The organism is Proteus sp. fly-1013, from assembly GCF_040140245.1.
Taxonomy (GTDB): Bacteria; Pseudomonadota; Gammaproteobacteria; order Enterobacterales; family Enterobacteriaceae; genus Proteus; species Proteus mirabilis_B.
In genome coordinates this window covers 1-17,074 of sequence record NZ_JBEEWD010000010.1, presented here as the reverse complement: position 1 = coordinate 17,074, position 17,074 = coordinate 1, and the positions used below count along the sequence as shown (strand labels likewise).

17 protein-coding genes are annotated in these 17,074 nt (G+C 37.4%); 10 read left to right on the top strand and 7 right to left on the bottom strand.

Translation table 11 applies throughout. The features are described 5' to 3' along the window. Positions 1-40: 40 nt before the first annotated feature. On the top strand, positions 41-865 hold the full coding sequence (gene mutM / locus ABN236_RS16865; protein ID WP_349474463.1) for a bifunctional DNA-formamidopyrimidine glycosylase/DNA-(apurinic or apyrimidinic site) lyase: 825 nt from the start codon (positions 41-43) through the stop codon (positions 863-865). On the opposite strand, the gene coaD is transcribed toward mutM, so the two are convergent. The 3 genes from coaD to waaA are packed head-to-tail and all read right to left on the bottom strand — an operon-like array spanning position 862 to position 3,393. Further along, a complete protein-coding gene (gene coaD / locus ABN236_RS16860) occupies positions 862-1,347 on the bottom strand; it encodes a pantetheine-phosphate adenylyltransferase (protein WP_349474462.1) in 486 nt (161 codons plus the stop codon). The two genes, mutM and coaD, sit on opposite strands and share 4 nt — an antisense overlap. After that, the gene (locus ABN236_RS16855) at positions 1,337-2,116 is read right to left on the bottom strand and encodes a glycosyltransferase family 2 protein (RefSeq protein ID WP_349474461.1); all 780 of its coding nucleotides are present in this window, start codon (positions 2,114-2,116) and stop codon (positions 1,337-1,339) included. Before ABN236_RS16855 ends, coaD begins: the two co-directional genes overlap by 11 nt. Then, a complete protein-coding gene (gene waaA, locus ABN236_RS16850) occupies positions 2,116-3,393 on the bottom strand; it encodes a lipid IV(A) 3-deoxy-D-manno-octulosonic acid transferase (RefSeq protein WP_349474460.1) in 1,278 nt (425 codons plus the stop codon). Before waaA ends, ABN236_RS16855 begins: the two co-directional genes overlap by 1 nt. Before the next feature lie 201 nt (positions 3,394-3,594). Between waaA and rfaQ the strand changes: the two genes are divergently transcribed. The 7 genes from rfaQ to ABN236_RS16815 are packed head-to-tail and all read left to right on the top strand — an operon-like array spanning position 3,595 to position 11,101. After that, positions 3,595-4,659 (top strand): putative lipopolysaccharide heptosyltransferase III, encoded by a 1,065-nt coding sequence (gene rfaQ / locus ABN236_RS16845; RefSeq protein ID WP_349474459.1) that lies wholly within the window; start codon positions 3,595-3,597, stop codon positions 4,657-4,659. Beyond that, positions 4,656-5,786, top strand: a complete 1,131-nt coding sequence (locus ABN236_RS16840) for a glycosyltransferase family 4 protein (protein ID WP_349474457.1) — start codon at positions 4,656-4,658, stop codon at positions 5,784-5,786. Before rfaQ ends, ABN236_RS16840 begins: the two co-directional genes overlap by 4 nt. Next, positions 5,783-6,895, top strand: coding sequence for a glycosyltransferase (locus tag ABN236_RS16835; protein WP_349474456.1), 1,113 nt, complete (start codon positions 5,783-5,785; stop codon positions 6,893-6,895). The genes ABN236_RS16840 and ABN236_RS16835 overlap by 4 nt, the downstream gene beginning before the upstream one ends. Before the next feature lie 2 nt (positions 6,896-6,897). Next, positions 6,898-7,986: a glycosyltransferase family 9 protein gene (locus ABN236_RS16830; RefSeq protein WP_349474454.1), complete on the top strand. Its 1,089-nt coding sequence runs from the start codon at positions 6,898-6,900 to the stop codon at positions 7,984-7,986. Continuing rightward, positions 7,977-9,071, top strand: coding sequence for a glycosyltransferase (locus tag ABN236_RS16825; protein ID WP_349474453.1), 1,095 nt, complete (start codon positions 7,977-7,979; stop codon positions 9,069-9,071). Before ABN236_RS16830 ends, ABN236_RS16825 begins: the two co-directional genes overlap by 10 nt. After that, positions 9,064-10,026 carry a polysaccharide deacetylase family protein gene (locus tag ABN236_RS16820; RefSeq protein WP_349474452.1) on the top strand — a complete coding sequence of 321 codons (963 nt, stop codon included), beginning with the start codon at positions 9,064-9,066 and terminating at the stop codon, positions 10,024-10,026. The genes ABN236_RS16825 and ABN236_RS16820 overlap by 8 nt, the downstream gene beginning before the upstream one ends. Before the next feature lies 1 nt (position 10,027). Continuing rightward, a complete protein-coding gene (locus ABN236_RS16815; protein WP_349474451.1) occupies positions 10,028-11,101 on the top strand; it encodes a glycosyltransferase family 9 protein in 1,074 nt (357 codons plus the stop codon). 21 nt (positions 11,102-11,122) lie between these two features. On the opposite strand, the gene rfaC is transcribed toward ABN236_RS16815, so the two are convergent. From rfaC to rfaD, 3 genes are read right to left on the bottom strand one after another with little or no spacing between them, the layout of a single operon-like run. Then, positions 11,123-12,082, bottom strand: coding sequence for a lipopolysaccharide heptosyltransferase RfaC (gene rfaC, locus ABN236_RS16810; protein ID WP_349474450.1), 960 nt, complete (start codon positions 12,080-12,082; stop codon positions 11,123-11,125). Next, positions 12,079-13,131, bottom strand: coding sequence for an ADP-heptose--LPS heptosyltransferase RfaF (rfaF, locus tag ABN236_RS16805; RefSeq protein ID WP_349474449.1), 1,053 nt, complete (start codon positions 13,129-13,131; stop codon positions 12,079-12,081). Before rfaF ends, rfaC begins: the two co-directional genes overlap by 4 nt. Positions 13,132-13,140: 9 nt before the next feature. Then, positions 13,141-14,079 (bottom strand): ADP-glyceromanno-heptose 6-epimerase, encoded by a 939-nt coding sequence (gene rfaD / locus ABN236_RS16800; protein ID WP_088494111.1) that lies wholly within the window; start codon positions 14,077-14,079, stop codon positions 13,141-13,143. Positions 14,080-14,349: 270 nt separating this feature from the next. Between rfaD and ABN236_RS16795 the strand changes: the two genes are divergently transcribed. Then, positions 14,350-15,549 (top strand): glycine C-acetyltransferase, encoded by a 1,200-nt coding sequence (locus ABN236_RS16795; RefSeq protein ID WP_349474448.1) that lies wholly within the window; start codon positions 14,350-14,352, stop codon positions 15,547-15,549. Between the two features lie 9 nt (positions 15,550-15,558). Further along, positions 15,559-16,584, top strand: a complete 1,026-nt coding sequence (gene tdh / locus ABN236_RS16790; RefSeq protein ID WP_023583402.1) for an L-threonine 3-dehydrogenase — start codon at positions 15,559-15,561, stop codon at positions 16,582-16,584. A gap of 41 nt (positions 16,585-16,625) precedes the next feature. Here tdh and ABN236_RS16785 read toward each other — a convergent pair. After that, the coding region (locus tag ABN236_RS16785; RefSeq protein ID WP_349474447.1) for an IS3 family transposase at positions 16,626-17,074 on the bottom strand (449 nt) is incomplete at its 5' end.

Below are 17,074 nucleotides of genomic sequence, written 5' to 3'. Positions count from 1 at the left end.
TTATCGCTGTATCTCTTATCTGATAATAATGGAGCTACCTGTGCCTGAATTGCCAGAAGTTGAAACTAGTCGCCGAGGTATTGAACCTCATCTTGTGGGCAATGTGTTGCACTATGCCATTGTGCGCAATAGTAAATTACGCTGGCCTGTTTCAGAGAAAATAAAAACGTTACTGGATGAACCTATTTTAAGTGTAAAGCGTCGCGCTAAGTATCTGTTAATAGAGCTTAATACTGGATGGATTATTATCCATTTAGGAATGTCAGGTAGTGTGCGTATTTTATTAGAAGAACAGCCTGAAGAGAAACATGATCATATCGATTTGATTTTTCGTGATGGCAAAGTATTGCGTTATACCGATCCACGACGCTTTGGTGCTTGGTTATGGTGTGAAGATTTAGAAACTAGTTCTGTATTAGCCCATTTAGGGCCAGAGCCGCTTTCTGATGAATTTAATGCTGAATACCTATATCAACAGTCGAAAAATAAAAAAACAGCTATCAAACCGTGGTTAATGGATAATAAATTAGTTGTTGGTGTCGGTAATATTTATGCTAACGAGGCGCTATTTTCATCGGGAATTATGCCTGATAGAAAAGCTAATAGCTTAACGCAAGAAGAGTGTACGGTACTGGTGACTGCGATTAAACGAGTATTGACGCGCTCCATTGAGCAAGGTGGCACAACACTTAAAGACTTCTTACAGTCTGATGGCAAACCGGGATATTTTGCCCAAGAACTCTTTGTTTATGGACGCAAAGATAAGCCTTGTTTGATTTGTGGGCAACAAATTGAAAGCATTAAACAAGGGCAACGTAGCACTTTTTTCTGCCGACATTGCCAACATGGTGAGAATGAAAGCTAAAGTTTACCTAACTTTTTCAGCATTGCGGTGGTTACCACTTCGGGTAAAAATGTAGAAACATCACCGTCATGGCGCGCCACATCTTTAATTAAAGATGAAGAGACAAAGGAAAGATTTTGAGAGGGTAGTAAAAAAATACTATCAAGATCAGGCGCAAAGTGGCGGTTCATATTTGCCAGTTGCCATTCATATTCAAAGTCAGAAACGCTACGAACACCACGAATTAAAATAGTAGCTTGTTGCTGTTTGGCAAAATTTGCCATTAGCTCACTAAAACCAACGACTTCAACATTCGGTAAATGGCTCGTCACCTCTCTGGCTAAATTAACTCGCTCTTCTAAGGTAAACATTGGGTTTTTGCGGGCGCTATCAGCAATGGCTAATAAAACGGTATCAAACATACCTGCTGCACGAGTTAATATATCAATATGCCCATAAGTGATAGGATCAAAGGTTCCGGGGTAGATAGCTTTATTTTTCATGATTGGTCGTCTTCTGGCTGAGTTCCCATAAAGAAGCGTATTTATTAAAGGTATACTGTGCATTAACAAATGCCAGTATTAATCCCTGTTTCCCATCTAAAAAACCCATTCTTAATAACCAAGTCTTAAAAAAGGCACCTAATGTATGACTTAAGATGGAGCCATAACGGGTTTTTTTACCTTGTTGATGGCGTTCTTTAGCCCACTCGGTAGCATATTTTAGCTGTTTTTGCTGAAACTCCATTAAATCACGGCAGGTAAGATGCAAGAGATCACCTTGCAGCGTTTTAACTATTGCACCTTGAGTTTCTAACGACTCATGAACCAGGTTATTGTTATATTGATAACGTTCACGGGCATATAAACGCGTCACTTTATCGGGATACCAACCACTGTGCTTCATAAATCGCCCCATAAATAAGTTACGGCGAGCACAGTTATAAACTACATTTTCTTCAGGTTGCTGCAATATCGTGAGGATACTGGTTTTGAGTTCAGGTGTGACACGTTCATCACTATCGATCATAAAAATATAATCACCTGTGGCATATTGCTGCGCTAATTGACGTTGTTTACCAAAACCTGGCCACTCACTGTTTACAAAAACTTTTGCCCCTTTCTCTGTCGCAATACGACAGGTGTCATCTTGGCTTCCTGAATCCAATACAATGATTTCATCAGCCCATTGTACGGAGTCTAAGCATTCACCAATGATATCAGCGGCATTTTTACTGATCATCACGACAGAAAGGCGCTTGCTTTGGCTCATCAGTGACTCCGAGGGGGAAGGTAAGGTGAAAGCAGGGTGAGTAAACGCAATAATGCACCTTGGTTTTCATGAAGCACTTCAACAGCATGACGACCATAATAACGGCGATAATCTTCATCATTAAGTAATGAGGCAATAGCAGTCGCCATCGATTCACTGTCTGTAACAGTAATTAATCCTTCAGCTTGATCGAGCTTGGCACAGATATTTTTAAAATTAAAAGTATGAGGTCCCATAATAACCGGGATAGCGTGTGCGGCTGCTTCTAAAGGATTATGACCACCACGCTCGACTAAACTTCCCCCCACAAAAGCCAGATCAGCAATACCATAGAGCAACATCAGTTCGCCCATGGTGTCGCCTATCACGACTTGGGTCTGTGCATCAGGAACAGTATCAGTGCTTCGTAATGTATACTTTAACCCTGCTTCGCGTGTTAATTGCTCAGCTTTAGGAAAACGCTCTGGGTGTCGAGGAACTAAGATCAACAAAAGCTGTGGAAATTGTGCCAGTAGCTTTTTATGTGTCTCTAAAATAATGGTTTCTTCACCTTCATGGGTACTGGTTGCAATCCATACAGGGCGATGAGCAGCCCATTGGCGACGCAAAGCAACGGCTCTTGCGGCTAATTCTGGGGTGACAGAAATATCAAATTTTAGGCTACCTGTTACATGTAAATGTGAACGTTTGAGTCCTAATTCGATAAAACGCTCACCATCTTCTTGGTTTTGAGCCGCAATTAAGGTGATTTTTTGGAGCATCGTTTTGACGAAACTGCCTAATTTCTGATAACCCGCCGCAGAGCGTTCTGATAAACGTGCATTGGCAATAATCAACGGGATTTTTCGTTGATGTAGTTTTGAAATTAGGTTAGGCCATAGTTCGGTTTCCATAATGATAACTAATTTCGGATCAACCGTTTTAAGAAAACGATTAACTGAACCGGGTAAATCATAAGGAAGATAGACATGGTAAACATCATCACCAAATGCAGAACGCACACGTTCTGAGCCTGTTGGTGTCATGGTTGTGACCGTTATAGGCAAATCGGGATAGTGATGACGAAGGGCGCGAACAAGTGGCACGGCGGCGAGTGTTTCACCGACAGAAACCGAATGTAATAATATCCCTTGAGGCACGACTTTGCCTTTGCAAAAGCCATAGCGCTCTCCCCACCGTTTACGGTAGGCGGGTGCTTTGCGGCTGCGTAATAAAAGACGCAACCAAATCAGAGGTTGAATAAGGTAAAGAAGTACCTGATATAAACGCAACAACATGCTATCAAATTCACTTATCTGGACGAACGCTTATAGTATCACACTGTGTAGTAGAAAGTGTGTAAAAACAAACGTTGTGGCGATAAACAACGCGGTATAATGCTTTTTTATTAATTTTAACAGGCTTTATTCAGGAAACTTGATAGAATTTTTTTTATAATCAAATCACATTACTAATTATTCAAGTCCATTTGGAATGTTATGAGTGAAAAAATGAAGTTAATACAAAGGGTTCTTGTTATTAAGTTACGACATCATGGTGATACTTTATTGATTACCCCTGTTATTAATACATTAAAAGCTAATTTTCCAAATGCGAAAGTTGATGTTCTAATCAATAAAGAAACCATGCCAATGATTGAGCACTTTTCTTCTATTCATCATATCTTTGTACTAGATAAAGCGTGGAAAAAAGAGGGAAAACTGGCAAGATTACGTCATGAGTGGAAATTACTAACAGACTTAAGAAATCAACAATATGATGTTGTTATAAACTTAGCAGATCAGTGGAATAGCGCGATAATAACCCGTTTTACCGGAGCCAAAATTCGTATTGGGTATGATATTTATAAACGTCAAAGTCCTTTTTGGAAAAAATGTTTTACACAGTTGATCCCATTAGGCTCTGTAGATGACAAACATATTGTTGAGCAAAATTTAGCACTCTTGCAGCCATTACAATTGCCTAAAACCGATACTCAAGTATCAATGGCGTATAGCCATCAAGATAAACAAATTGTTATCGAAAAATTAAAAGAACATAAAATATTGAGTTCTTATATTGTTATTCAACCGACATCTCGATGGTTTTTTAAATGTTGGGATGAAGGTAAATGGTCAGAATTAATTGATACTTTGGAACAGGAAGGAAACCAAATTGTTTTAACATCAGGTCCTGATCCAAAAGAGCAAGAGATGGTTAATACTATAATTAAAAAGAGTACTTCAAAAAATCTAGTCTCATTATCGGGGCAGCTCTCTTTACCTCAACTTGCAGCATTAATTGATGATGCACGTTTATTTATTGGAGTTGATTCTGTTCCTATGCATATGGCTGCGGCGCTTAAAACGCCACTTGTTGCTCTCTTTGGACCATCAAAATTATTTCATTGGTCACCATGGGAACATATTGGCGAAGTATTATGGGCAGGAAATTATGGTGAACTCCCAGATCCTGATGATGTCAATACCAACACACAAACGCGTTATCTCAGTTTAATACCTGTCGAAGATGTACTGAATGCCGTAAGAGGACAACTAAAATGAATTCATTCCGATTGGCTATAGTGCGTCAAAAATACCGACCTGATGGAGGCGCTGAACGATTTGTTTCTCGGGCGCTTGAAGCATTGGATAATCAAGCGGTAGAACTTAATGTGATCACGCGTTCATGGATTGGTGCTGTACAACCACAATGGCATATTCATATTGTCAATCCAATGAAATGGGGACGGATTAGTCGTGAGAAAGGTTTTGCTCAAGGTGCAAGGCAATGCTGGCAAAAAGAACAGTTCGATTTAGTACAAAGCCATGAGCGTATTGCTGGATGCGATATTTATCGTGCAGGAGATGGTGTTCATCATCGCTGGTTATTACAACGTTCACGAGTATTAAGCCCACTACGTAGTCAATTACTGCTTAACAGCTGCTATCACCGCTATGTAATGAAAGCTGAAAAAGAGATGTATCATTCATCAGAACTGAAACGGGTTATCTGTAATTCAGAGATGGTAAAACGTGAAGTGATGGAAGACTTTGGTGTTGAAAGTGAGCGTATTAGTGTAATTTATAATGCGATTGATAATCAGCGATTTTTTCCTGCCACAGCACTTTACCGTGAACAGTTACGTCAGCAATACCAGATCCCAATAGAAGCAAAATGCTTTATTTATGTAGGTTCAGGATTTGAACGTAAAGGCTTAAAAGCGGCCATTGAAGCCATTAGTTGTACTCATGCACATTTGATTGTTGTTGGGCAAGATAAAGAGCAGAAAAAGTATCAACAACTCGCTTATCAATTAAAAAGCCATGAGAGAGTTCATTTTTTAGGTATGCAAAAAGATACTCTACCTTTATATCAAATGGCTGATGGTTTACTGTTGCCGACCTTATATGATCCTTTTCCTAATGTTGTTTTAGAAGCAATGGCATGTGGTTTACCTGTTATCACCAGTTATACTTGTGGTGGTTCTGAATTTATTGAACAAGGTATTAATGGTTTTGTCACAGATGCTTTAGATATTTCTGCAATGATAAGTGCAATAGAAACAATTTCTGCCGATAATCTTGATAATAGAATGTCTAAAGCCGCCCGAAATAAGATATTGCCTTATACGCCAGAGCATTTATCTCAACAACTGATTGGGCTTTACCAAAAGGTTCTTAGTTTATGAAGGAACATATCCTTTTTATTATTGATGGATTACCAGGTGGTGGTGCTGAAAATGTCACTATCAGGTTATGTCATGGCTTAAGCCAGCGTGGTTATACCGTTACGTTACTCTCTTTAGCCGAAAAATGTGATTATTCTATTCCCGCTAATATTGAGTTATTGATTGATGCAGATAGTTATCGAGGGTTATTTCATCGACAAACTGAACTGAAACGTCGAGCAAAATCGATGGATAACACGTTGAAATCACTATTTTCACGTAAAGGTATTCCATCGCTTGTTGTTTCAAATTTGCATAAGACTGATAGGATTGTTGCTTTATCTAAAGAGTTAGTGGATAAAAATACGTGGTATTGCATTCATGGCATATTTTCCCAATCTTATTTAGGTAATAAAACCGGTTTTTCTCGTTGGTTAAAACAAAAGAAGATCCAAAAAGTATACCAAGGGAAAAATATTATTACGGTTTCCAATGCGGCTGGGCAGGATTTGATCCAAAACGTGGGGATATCACCACAACAATTAAAAACAATTTATAATCCGTTTGATATTCAAGAAATTAGAAATTTAGCTTTAGAAAATAATTCTTATCAAGGGCAAGATTATTTACTGCATATTGGTCGTTTTCATGAAGTTAAACGACATGACAGATTATTAGAAGCATTTGCGTTAGCGGATTTACCTTGTAAATTATTTATTGCAGGGCAAGGCTCTTCTGAAGTGACAACTAAAATTAAAAATAAAATAGTAGAGCTTAATTTAGAAGATAAGGTGAGTTTAATTGGTTTTTTATCAAACCCATTTGCTGTTATTAAAGACGCAAAAGCGGTTGTTTTAAGCTCTGATAGCGAAGGTTTAGGTAATGTGTTAGTTGAATCGTTGATTTGTAATACACCGATTGTGAGTACCAATTGTCCTGGTGGTATTGGTGAAATTATGGAAGGTGAGCTTGCTAATTATAAAGCAGAACTAAATGCAGCATCGTTAGCAGAAAAGATGCGATTGGTTTATTTTACGCCACCTGAAATTACACCAGACATGTACCAAAAATTTGATATTGATGAAGTGATTGATCAGTATATTGAACTCATAGTAGTTAGAGAGCACTAAAAATGAGAAGTAAAAAACTTAGTACAATTAGACGATTAAATAGACAAAAAAACTACTTTTTTAAAAAAGTAAAATTTTTAATTGCTAAATTTTTTATTGACCCCATTTCTCGTAAGAGCTTTTCTTTAAAAAAAGAGCCTAAAGTACTCTTTTTAAGAGATGATAATAAAATTGGTGATATGGTTGTTTCAACATCTATTTTAAGACATCTAAAGAATAATGGATATTCTGTAGATATTGTTTCTGGAAATAATAATTTTTGTGTTATTGAGTATTCTGATTTATACAATAAAAATTATACATATGAAGAAAAATTGTTTTCTATAATAAAGTTAGCGTTTGAGTTAAGAAAAGAAAAGTATGATTTAATTATTGATATGGGAGAGTTGCTTCCAATATCTTATTTGTTATTTATAAGAATAATTAATGCCAAAAATGTTGTGGGTTTTAATAAAGCCAACATTAAAATGTATAATTTAAATATAGGTTATGATAAGTACCAGTCTCATGTTATTGAAAGATACAAGAAAATGCTTAATGTTCTTAATGTGCCTTTTAGTGAACTTAAATATGAGATTACGATCCCTTATGTGATAGATGATAAGATAAAAAGTTTTATTAATAATCTACCGTATAAAAAAACGGTAGTAATCAATCCATTTTCTGCATCTGAAAAAAGAGATATATCAAGAGAACAGTTATTATTTATAATTTCTTATTTCAAGGAATATAAAGTAAATATTATCTTTATTGGGAAGCAGAATGATTTGAAAAGCCTGCAATTCGAAAATATTTTGGGTAATCCCATTGGGGACTTTATTAGTGCGTCAGCAATTATAAAATATGCTGATTTAGTAATAACACCAGATACATCCATTGTTCATGTTGCTACAACTTTTGATAAACCGACACTTGCATTGTATGGCAATGATTATCATGGTTTATATGTAAATAATTATCTGTGGTCACCGAATAATAAAAAGGCGATTCAAGTAACACAAGATAAAATAGACAGTAAAGTCAGTGAGATATCAACAGATATAATTAAATCTAAATTAGATATTCTTGTGGGTAAATATTTATGTCAATAAAGAAAATAACAATAGTTGGTATCGAGTTGCAAGGTTTAGGAGGTATGGAAGTTGTTTTTAATAAATTAAATAATTTATTAAAAGATTTTTATCCTCAAGTAAATCTATCTATTATCCTTTTGAAGGAACGGGATATTTGTATTAATGAAAATTGGTATGAAAATTTAAATGTTAGATTTATTAGTTGTAAAATTAGAAATCATAAAGTAAGAAGATTTTTATTTTCATGTAAATTAGCTCATGTTTTAAGAAAAGAAAAACCAGATGTCATTATTGGATCAGATGTTATAGGATGTTATATTGCTAATTTAGCATCTAAGTTCTCACTGAGAAATATCCCAGTATTTTCTTGGATACATACATCATTATGGATAGCATATAAAGCGATATACACTTTAAATACGCAATATCATATACCGATTAGTTCAGGTAATAAAAAATATTTACTGAGTAAGAATGTACCTGAATCCCGTATTAATGTAGTTTACAATCCTGTAGATAGAACTGATAAAACTATTCCTCGTCCTCAAGATAAAATAAAGTTTCTCTATATTGGCCGATTATTATCCAAAGAAAGTAAAAACCTTGAATTTATGTTTCGTTCATTAAGTAAATTAGAAGGAAATTGGGAGTTACACTTAGTTGGAGATGGTAAGGATCGGGCAGATCTGCTTTCACTTGCAAGAAAATTAGATATTGATAAAAAAGTTATTTTTCATGGATGGCAAAGTAATGCGTGGGATTATGTATTAAATCATATTAAAGAAGTTACAGCATGTTTGTTAACATCAACTCATGAAGGACTTCCTATGGTTTTAATTGAGGCTCAATCTTATGGTATTTACTGTATTAGCTCTGATTGTTTAACTGGGCCTTCTGACATTATTAATGGAAGTAATGGGAAATTATTCCCCGTTAATGATGAATTGTCATTCTTGAAAATATTAGATGATATTGTTAATAAAAAATTAAGCTTTCCTGAATATAATGAAATAAAAAAATCTATTGAGCCATTTTATGGCGATGTATATATAAAAAACATGATGGATTTTTTTGAAATGAAGAGTAAAGAATATAATGGCTAAACCTGCATTTATTATCACATTAGATACCGAAGGCGATAATCTTTGGGAAAATGAGGGTGAGATCACCACTCAAAATACGCACTTTCTTCCCCGTTTTCAGCAACTTTGTGAGCGCTTTAATTTTAAACCTGTTTGGCTAACAAACTATGAAATGGTTATGGATGAAGCCTATATTGAGTTTGCTCGTGATGTTATTGCGCGTAATACCGGTGAAATAGGTATGCACTTGCATGCATGGAATAGCCCACCATTAACACCTTTAACGGATGATGATTTACGTTATCAGCCTTATTTAATTGAATATCCCAAAGATCAAATGCGAGAGAAAATCGCATTGATGACGTATCTACTTGAAGATAAACTGCAAACTAAAATGTTAAGCCATCGTGCAGGTCGTTGGGCTTTTAATGAGATTTATGCACAACTTTTAGTTGAGTTTGGTTACCAAGTCGATTGTTCTGTGACACCAAAAGTAGATTGGCGTTTTACTAAAGGTGATCCAGCACAAGTAGGTGGAACAAATTACACCGATTTTCCAAGTCATGCTTATTTTATGGACTTACAGGATATCACTAAAGCGGGAAATTCTTCGCTACTAGAAGTGCCAATGAGTATTCAATATAAGCACTCGCCTTTAATGAATAAAGTTAAGCAGGGTTACGACAAATTAAGAGGTAAGCAAAGAGCCCCTTCAGTGAATTGGCTTCGTCCTAAAGGAGGGAATGCCCAACAGATGATTGAGGTTGCTGAAAAATCTTTAGCTCAAGGCCACTCTCATATTGAATTTATGTTGCACTCATCTGAATTTATGCCGGGTGGTAGCCCAACATTTCGTACTGAAAAAGATATTGAAGGGTTATATAACGATTTAGAAACCTTATTTAGTTTCTTGTCAGGCAAAGTGCAGGGAATGACGTTAGCTGAGTATTATCAAAGTAAGATGCAGGCAAAATAAGATGAAGTTAAAAAAATTAAAATGGGTACATAACTTTTTAAATATTTATAACCCACTTTTGGGCAAGATGAAAAAAACAGATACATTTTCATCTGATATTCAATTTAACAGTATTCTTATTTTCTCTACAACAGCGTTGGGGGATTTTATGTTTAATACCCCCGCGATAAGAGCGATCCGAGCGCACTATCCTGATGCACATATCACCTTGGTTTCAAGTGAGAAGAATAGGTTATTAGTTGAAAACTATGATCAAATAGACAGTGTGGTTTATTGGGATAATAAAATTAGAAACTTACTTCCTATCGCACTACAGGCAAAAAAATATAAACCTGAATTAGCAGTTATATTACATTCACATCTTCCTTACGATGTGTTATTTGCGGTTATGTCTGGTTCCCAATATATTTTTCGTAATACATCAGATTCTATTCCTGAATGGTTTAGAAAGTGGATAATTGCTGATCATAAACCGGCATCTGGCCATGTTATCCAAAGTAAACTTAATATTATTCGTTATTTAGGAATAGATAGTGCTGATACAAGAATGGAAATTCCTTGTGAAATAAAACAATTAGATAAAGGAAATTATCACATTGTTGGATTTCAGATGGGGGCATCAACGCAAGAACGTAGATGGCCAGTAAAATATTTTGTTGAATTAGCGCAAAAGCTTATTGAGAATGACTCATCGTTACAGATTAAGTTAATTGGTTCACCAAGAGAGTTAGACTTACCGGAAGACTTTTTTGTATTGTTGCCAGAAAAATATCATAGCAATATTGAAAATCTAGTAGGTAAAACTTCATTACCTGATTTGTTAAGTCAGATAAAAATAATGGATGTATTAGTCACAGGAGATACAGGACCTCTGCATTTGGCGATTACATTACAACGCCCAACAGTGAGTTTATTTGCGACGGCAAACCCTAAATGGACGGGACCTTATCAAGATCTTCATTTGCATACCATTATCAATAAAAGACCTAGCCCTGATGAGGGAATACAAGCATCAATGGATCTTATAACGGTTGATGAAGTTTTTAATGCCGTCAATAAAACCCTAAAAGACTAATAACTTTTAGGGCTTATAAGGCTAAATATCGAGAATATTGATAACTTGTTGCGCATTTATCTCCCCAATATCCCCACCTTCTGCTTTTACAGCCGTTTGAGCTTTACCGTAACCGCCAATTAAGCCGGGATCGGTAGGGCCAAATAGGGTGATATTGGGTTTATCTAATGCAGCCGTTAAATGGCTTAATCCTGTATCCACAGAAACGACACTTTTAGCACCAGCGATAACCTGTGCCACTTGGGCTAATGACATCTTCGGTAATACATCAACGTAGTCAAAATCTTTTGCTAAATGTATTGCTCGTTGATGTTCATGCTCGGCACCCCAAGGTAATTTAATACGTAACCCAGAATCGGCAAGCAGTGCAATTAACTCTCTCCAATGAGATTCAGGCCAATGTTTCTCATCACGCGTAGTTGCGTGTAAAAAGACTAAATAAGGGCGCTCATCAAAGGCGGGAAGTGAGAGAAAATGCTGTGCAATTCCATAATCACCCTGAGATTGTGGAATTGGATAATTTAAGCTTAAAGCAAACAGTTGACGAATTCGCTCAACGGCGTGCATCTCTTTACTGACATTGTGGCGAATATCGTAAAAGAAACTTGCTAAAGGCTCTCGAGCGCATTGGCGAGAATAACCGTGCTTAGTGCCTTTGGCATATCGAGTGACCAAAAATGCACTTTTTAGTAAACCTTGTGCATCAATAACAGCATCATAATGATGAGATTGAATAGCGCGACGAAATTGCGCGCGCTCAGCACGAATAAGGGCACTAAACCAGTTTTTTCGCCAACGGCGTATTGCCACAGGAATAACCGTATCAACGGCTTGATGCCAGCTTGGGATCTGTGCAAAACCTTCTTCGACGACCCAATCAAAACGAATATCAGGATAAGCATTTATTGCATCAGTTAATGCTGGCAACGTATGTAATACATCGCCCATGGAAGAGGTTTTAACGATTAATACCCGCTTCACGCTGATGGCTCCGTTGACAGTAAATTTGCTAACTCAGCAAAAACCTTCTCTGGCTGAATATCGATTAAGCTTTGGTGATAGCCTTGTTCAGCATCCCCTTTACGCACTTTGTGATAACCCGTAATTAAACGGATAACGCGTGCTTTATGTGATAAAGGTGGTGTAAAGTCAGGGCTACTTGGGCCATAAAGAGCCACTAGTGGACGCTTTAACGCGGCTGCAACATGCATTAAACCAGAGTCATTACTGACGACCGCTTTACAAGATGCAATCAAATTAACTGCCTGCTCAAGACTGGTTTCGCCAGCAAGATTAAAACACGCTTCTCGAGCATCAGGTGTTAAAGCTTGTTTTATCTCTTCGCCTGCTTCTTTATCTTTTTGAGAGCCAAACAAGAAGATTTGATACCCTTGCTCTGCAATAAGTTTTTGCGCTAAAGCAGCGTAATGATAATGAGGCCAACGTTTTGCAGGGCCAAATTCAGCACCGGGGCAAAAACCAATTGCAGGGCGTTGAGTCGATAATGAAAATTGACTTAATGTGGTAGCAATATCATTTTCGGTAACTGATAACTTCGGCCATAACAAAGGTTGTGGTAAATCAGTCGCTTTTTGGACTTTTTGCTTGTCATAAGCTAGCGCAACATAGCGCTCAACCATCAAAGGAAATGCTTCTTTATTTAAAGGTCGCAAATCATTTAATAGCCCATAACGCATCTCTCCACGCCAACCTGTGCGCTTAGGAATATCTGCAAAGAAAGGGACTAAGGCAGATTTTAACGAGTTAGGTAATACATAAGCGTGAGTATAACCATTCTCTTTTAATTGTTTTCCTAAACGGCGACGTTCACCAATGGCTAAAGCCCCATGACCTAACGGCATTGGGATTGCATTATCAACTTCTGGCATTTTTTCTAATAATGGACGGCACCACGCAGGTGCCATCACATCAATCGTTGCCGCAGGATGTAATGCTTTCAATGTACGATAAAGACTTTGGGACATCATCATGTCCCCGACCCATGAAGGCCCTACCACAAAGATTTTCATAAACAGCGATTACTTACCTTGATTTAACCATTGCATATAAAGCTCTACGCCTTCAGCAACTGTTTTAAAAGGTGCGGTATAACCCGCTTTACGTAAATTTGTCAAATCAGCTTGAGTAAATGCTTGGTAACGACCTTTCAATTTCTCTGGGAACTCAATATGTTCGATAGAGAGATCTTTATCTTTATGATGAGCAATAACGGCATCTGCAACAGCTTGGAATGATTCAGCACGACCTGTACCACAGTTAAAAATACCAGATACATTATTACGCCAGAACCATAAATTAACCGCAGCTACATCCCCAACATAAATAAAGTCACGTTGGAATGTTTCGCTACCTTCAAATAATTTTGGATTTTGACCCGCATTTACTTGGTTATTTAAATGGAATGCAACACTCGCCATGCCACCTTTATGTCCTTCACGAGGGCCATAAACATTAAAATAACGGAAGCCACAAATCATTGAATCTGCTTCAGGTAAAATCTGGCGCACATATTCATCGAATAAGAATTTTGAATAGCCGTAGACATTTAAAGGCGCTTCATATTTTCTATCTTCGATAAAGTTATCTGTACGACCGCCATAAGTTGCAGCAGAAGAGGCATATAAGAAAGGAATTTGGCGTTCAAGACAAAAATGAAGTAGCTCTTTAGAATATTGATAGTTGTTATCCATCATATATTTGCCATCCCACTCAGTAGTAGAAGAGCAAGCACCCTCATGGAAAACTGCATCAATATCACCGAAATCATCACCAGCAACAACGCTTGCAATAAAATCTTCTTTATCCATGTAATCAGTGATATTCAGATCAACCAAATTCACAAATTTGGTGCCATCTTTAAGGTTATCAACAACTAAGATATCAGTATAACCTTCATCATTTAATGCTTTAACAATATTGCTGCCGATAAAACCCGCACCGCCAGTGACGATAATCATGTGGCTACCCCTTCATATAAAATCTAAAAATTAGCTCTAGGTCTATAATAACACTGAACAGCTTTAACGGTAGCATTCATCATGGAACAACAGACTGAAATTCTCGAAAAAAGCAGAGCGTATTAGTGATCTTAATTACACAAATAACATTAATTATTTACATTTGTCGTTTTTAATAGAACAAAGGCATAGAATAAGAAACAATACTGACTATATTGTAGTCAAACTATTTAAGTTGTCTCTTTTCGAATTGCTGTCTTAGGAGAAAGTATGTCTACTCCCGCGTTTTACCAACAAATTAATCAACAACTAGAACAAACTCGTCAAGATGGCCTCTTTAAAAATGAGCGCATCATCACTTCTTCACAAAGCGCAGATATCGCAGTTGCTGATGGAAGCCATGTTATTAACTTCTGTGCTAATAACTATTTAGGCCTCGCTAATCACCCAAAATTAATTGAAGCCGCAAAAGCAGGTATGGACAGTCACGGATTTGGTATGGCTTCTGTGCGTTTTATTTGTGGTACACAAGATTCACATAAAACATTAGAAAATAAAATCGCTGAATTCTTAGGTATGGAAGATGCCATTCTGTATTCATCTTGCTTTGATGCGAATGGGGGATTATTTGAAACACTAATGGGTCCTGAAGATGCCATTATTTCTGATGCTTTAAACCATGCATCTATTATTGATGGTGTGCGTTTATGTAAAGCAAAACGTTATCGCTATGCCAATAACGATATGGCAGAGCTACGCGTTCAACTTGAAAAAGCCAAAACAGATAATGCTCGCCATATTATGATCGCGACAGACGGTGTATTTTCAATGGATGGCGTGATTGCAGATCTAAAATCTATCTGTGATTTAGCCGATGAATTTGGTGCTCTCGTCATGGTCGATGATTCTCATGCTGTTGGTTTTGTGGGTGCACAAGGTCGCGGAACCCATGAATATTGTGATGTGATGGGCAGAGTCGACATTATCACAGGTACTTTAGGTAAGGCGTTAGGTGGTGCTTCTGGTGGATATACCGCAGCGCGTAAAGAAGTCGTGGAGTGGTTACGTCAGCGTTCTCGTCCTTACTTATTCTCTAACTCGTTAGCTCCTGCGATTGTTTCGGCCTCTATTGCTGTTTTAGATATGCTGAAATCAGGGGATGAAATTCGTGCCCGTTTATGGCGTAACGCCTCACTTTTTCGTGAAAAAATGAGTGCTGCAGGTTTTACATTGGCGGGTGCTGATCATGCCATTATTCCTGTGATGTTAGGAGAAGCTAAATTAGCGCAAGAGTTCGCAACACGCTTACTTGATGAAGGAATTTATGTCACAGGATTCTTCTATCCTGTTGTGCCTCAAGGGCAAGCGCGTATTCGTACACAAATGTCGGCAGCACACACGACTGAACAAATTGAGTGTGCAGTGGCGGCATTTATCAAAATCGGCAAAGAACTTAATGTGATTGCATAAGGTTACTCTATGAAAGCATTGTCAAAATTAAAAGCACAAGAAGGTATTTGGATGACCGATGTTCCAGTACCTGAACTTGGTCATAACGATGTGATGATCAAAATTCGTAAAACAGCAATTTGTGGCACTGACGTTCATATTTATAACTGGGATGAGTGGTCACAAAAAACAATTCCTGTTCCTATGGTTGTCGGCCATGAATATATCGGCGAAATTGTTGCGATAGGGCAGGAAGTTAAAGGCTTTAATATTGGTGATCGTGTCTCAGGTGAAGGACATATCACTTGTGGGCATTGCCGTAATTGCCGTGGTGGTCGTACCCATTTATGCCGCAATACCATTGGTGTGGGTGTAAATCGTCCCGGTTGTTTTGCTGAATATCTGGTTATCCCTGCCTTTAATGCGTTTAAAATTCCAGACAATATTCCTGATGAATTAGCCGCTATTTTTGATCCCTTTGGTAATGCTGTGCATACCGCGTTATCTTTTGATTTAGTGGGTGAAGATGTTCTGGTTTCAGGTGCTGGTCCTATTGGGATTATGGCAGCTGCCATTTGTAAGCATGTTGGGGCACGTCATGTGGTGATCACCGATGTTAATGAATATCGTCTTGATCTCGCGAAAAAAATGGGTGTCACCAGAGCCGTCAATGTCAGCAAAGAAAACTTAATCGATGTTATGAAAGAGTTGGGGATGACAGAAGGCTTTGATGTGGGATTAGAAATGTCAGGTGCACCACCTGCGTTTCGTACCATGCTTAATACCATGAATCATGGCGGTCGTATTGCACTGTTGGGCATTCCACCTTCTGATATGGCAATTGATTGGGGACAAGTTATCTTTAAAGGTCTGTTTATTAAAGGTATCTACGGTCGTGAGATGTTTGAAACATGGTATAAAATGGCAGCACTTATTCAGTCTGGCCTTGATCTCTCTCCGATTATTACTCATCAATTCCCAATCGATGAATTCCAAAAAGGCTTTGATATCATGCGTTCAGGTCAATCAGGTAAAGTTATTTTAGATTGGCAGTAATGAGTGATCGCTGACTAGTCCTGATATAGGTTGACAACTTTTCAGGCATAAAACGCTCGATGTACTTCATCGGGCGTTTTATAGTTTAACGATAAGTGTGGCCGTTTTTCATTATAGAGTTGAATTGATTCTTCTACTAATTTTCTTGCTTGTTCCAGATTACTCGGTTTTATCAGTAGATACTCCATTTTTAATATTCCATTAATTCGTTCTGCTAAGGCATTTTGATAACAATCATACCCATCAGTCATAGAGCATTGAATATTATGCTCTTTATGTATCTCCTGATATTCTGAAGAACAATACTGTATTCCTCGATCTGAATGATGGATTAACGAAGTTGTCGAAGTTCGTTTTTTTAACGCCTGAACCAACGATTTCTTCACTGAACTTGTTTTCATATTGTCATCTAGATGATATCCCACGATTTTTCGTGAATACGCATCCGTAATTAAACTTAAATAAGTATCACCTTCATGCGTCGATAAAT

Coding starts and splice junctions, on each gene's coding strand:
- ABN236_RS16835 (WP_349474456.1), top strand. CDS start 5,783: ATGAAGGAACATATCCTTTTTATTATTGATGGATTACCAGGTGGTGGT.
- ABN236_RS16830 (WP_349474454.1), top strand. CDS start 6,898: ATGAGAAGTAAAAAACTTAGTACAATTAGACGATTAAATAGACAAAAA.
- ABN236_RS16840 (WP_349474457.1), top strand. CDS start 4,656: ATGAATTCATTCCGATTGGCTATAGTGCGTCAAAAATACCGACCTGAT.
- coaD (WP_349474462.1), bottom strand. CDS start 1,347: ATGAAAAATAAAGCTATCTACCCCGGAACCTTTGATCCTATCACTTAT.
- tdh (WP_023583402.1), top strand. CDS start 15,559: ATGAAAGCATTGTCAAAATTAAAAGCACAAGAAGGTATTTGGATGACC.
- ABN236_RS16815 (WP_349474451.1), top strand. CDS start 10,028: ATGAAGTTAAAAAAATTAAAATGGGTACATAACTTTTTAAATATTTAT.
- ABN236_RS16820 (WP_349474452.1), top strand. CDS start 9,064: ATGGCTAAACCTGCATTTATTATCACATTAGATACCGAAGGCGATAAT.
- ABN236_RS16795 (WP_349474448.1), top strand. CDS start 14,350: ATGTCTACTCCCGCGTTTTACCAACAAATTAATCAACAACTAGAACAA.
- rfaQ (WP_349474459.1), top strand. CDS start 3,595: ATGAGTGAAAAAATGAAGTTAATACAAAGGGTTCTTGTTATTAAGTTA.
- rfaD (WP_088494111.1), bottom strand. CDS start 14,079: ATGATTATCGTCACTGGCGGTGCGGGTTTTATCGGCAGCAATATTGTT.
- ABN236_RS16855 (WP_349474461.1), bottom strand. CDS start 2,116: ATGAGCCAAAGCAAGCGCCTTTCTGTCGTGATGATCAGTAAAAATGCC.
- ABN236_RS16825 (WP_349474453.1), top strand. CDS start 7,977: ATGTCAATAAAGAAAATAACAATAGTTGGTATCGAGTTGCAAGGTTTA.
- rfaF (WP_349474449.1), bottom strand. CDS start 13,131: ATGAAAATCTTTGTGGTAGGGCCTTCATGGGTCGGGGACATGATGATG.
- waaA (WP_349474460.1), bottom strand. CDS start 3,393: ATGTTGTTGCGTTTATATCAGGTACTTCTTTACCTTATTCAACCTCTG.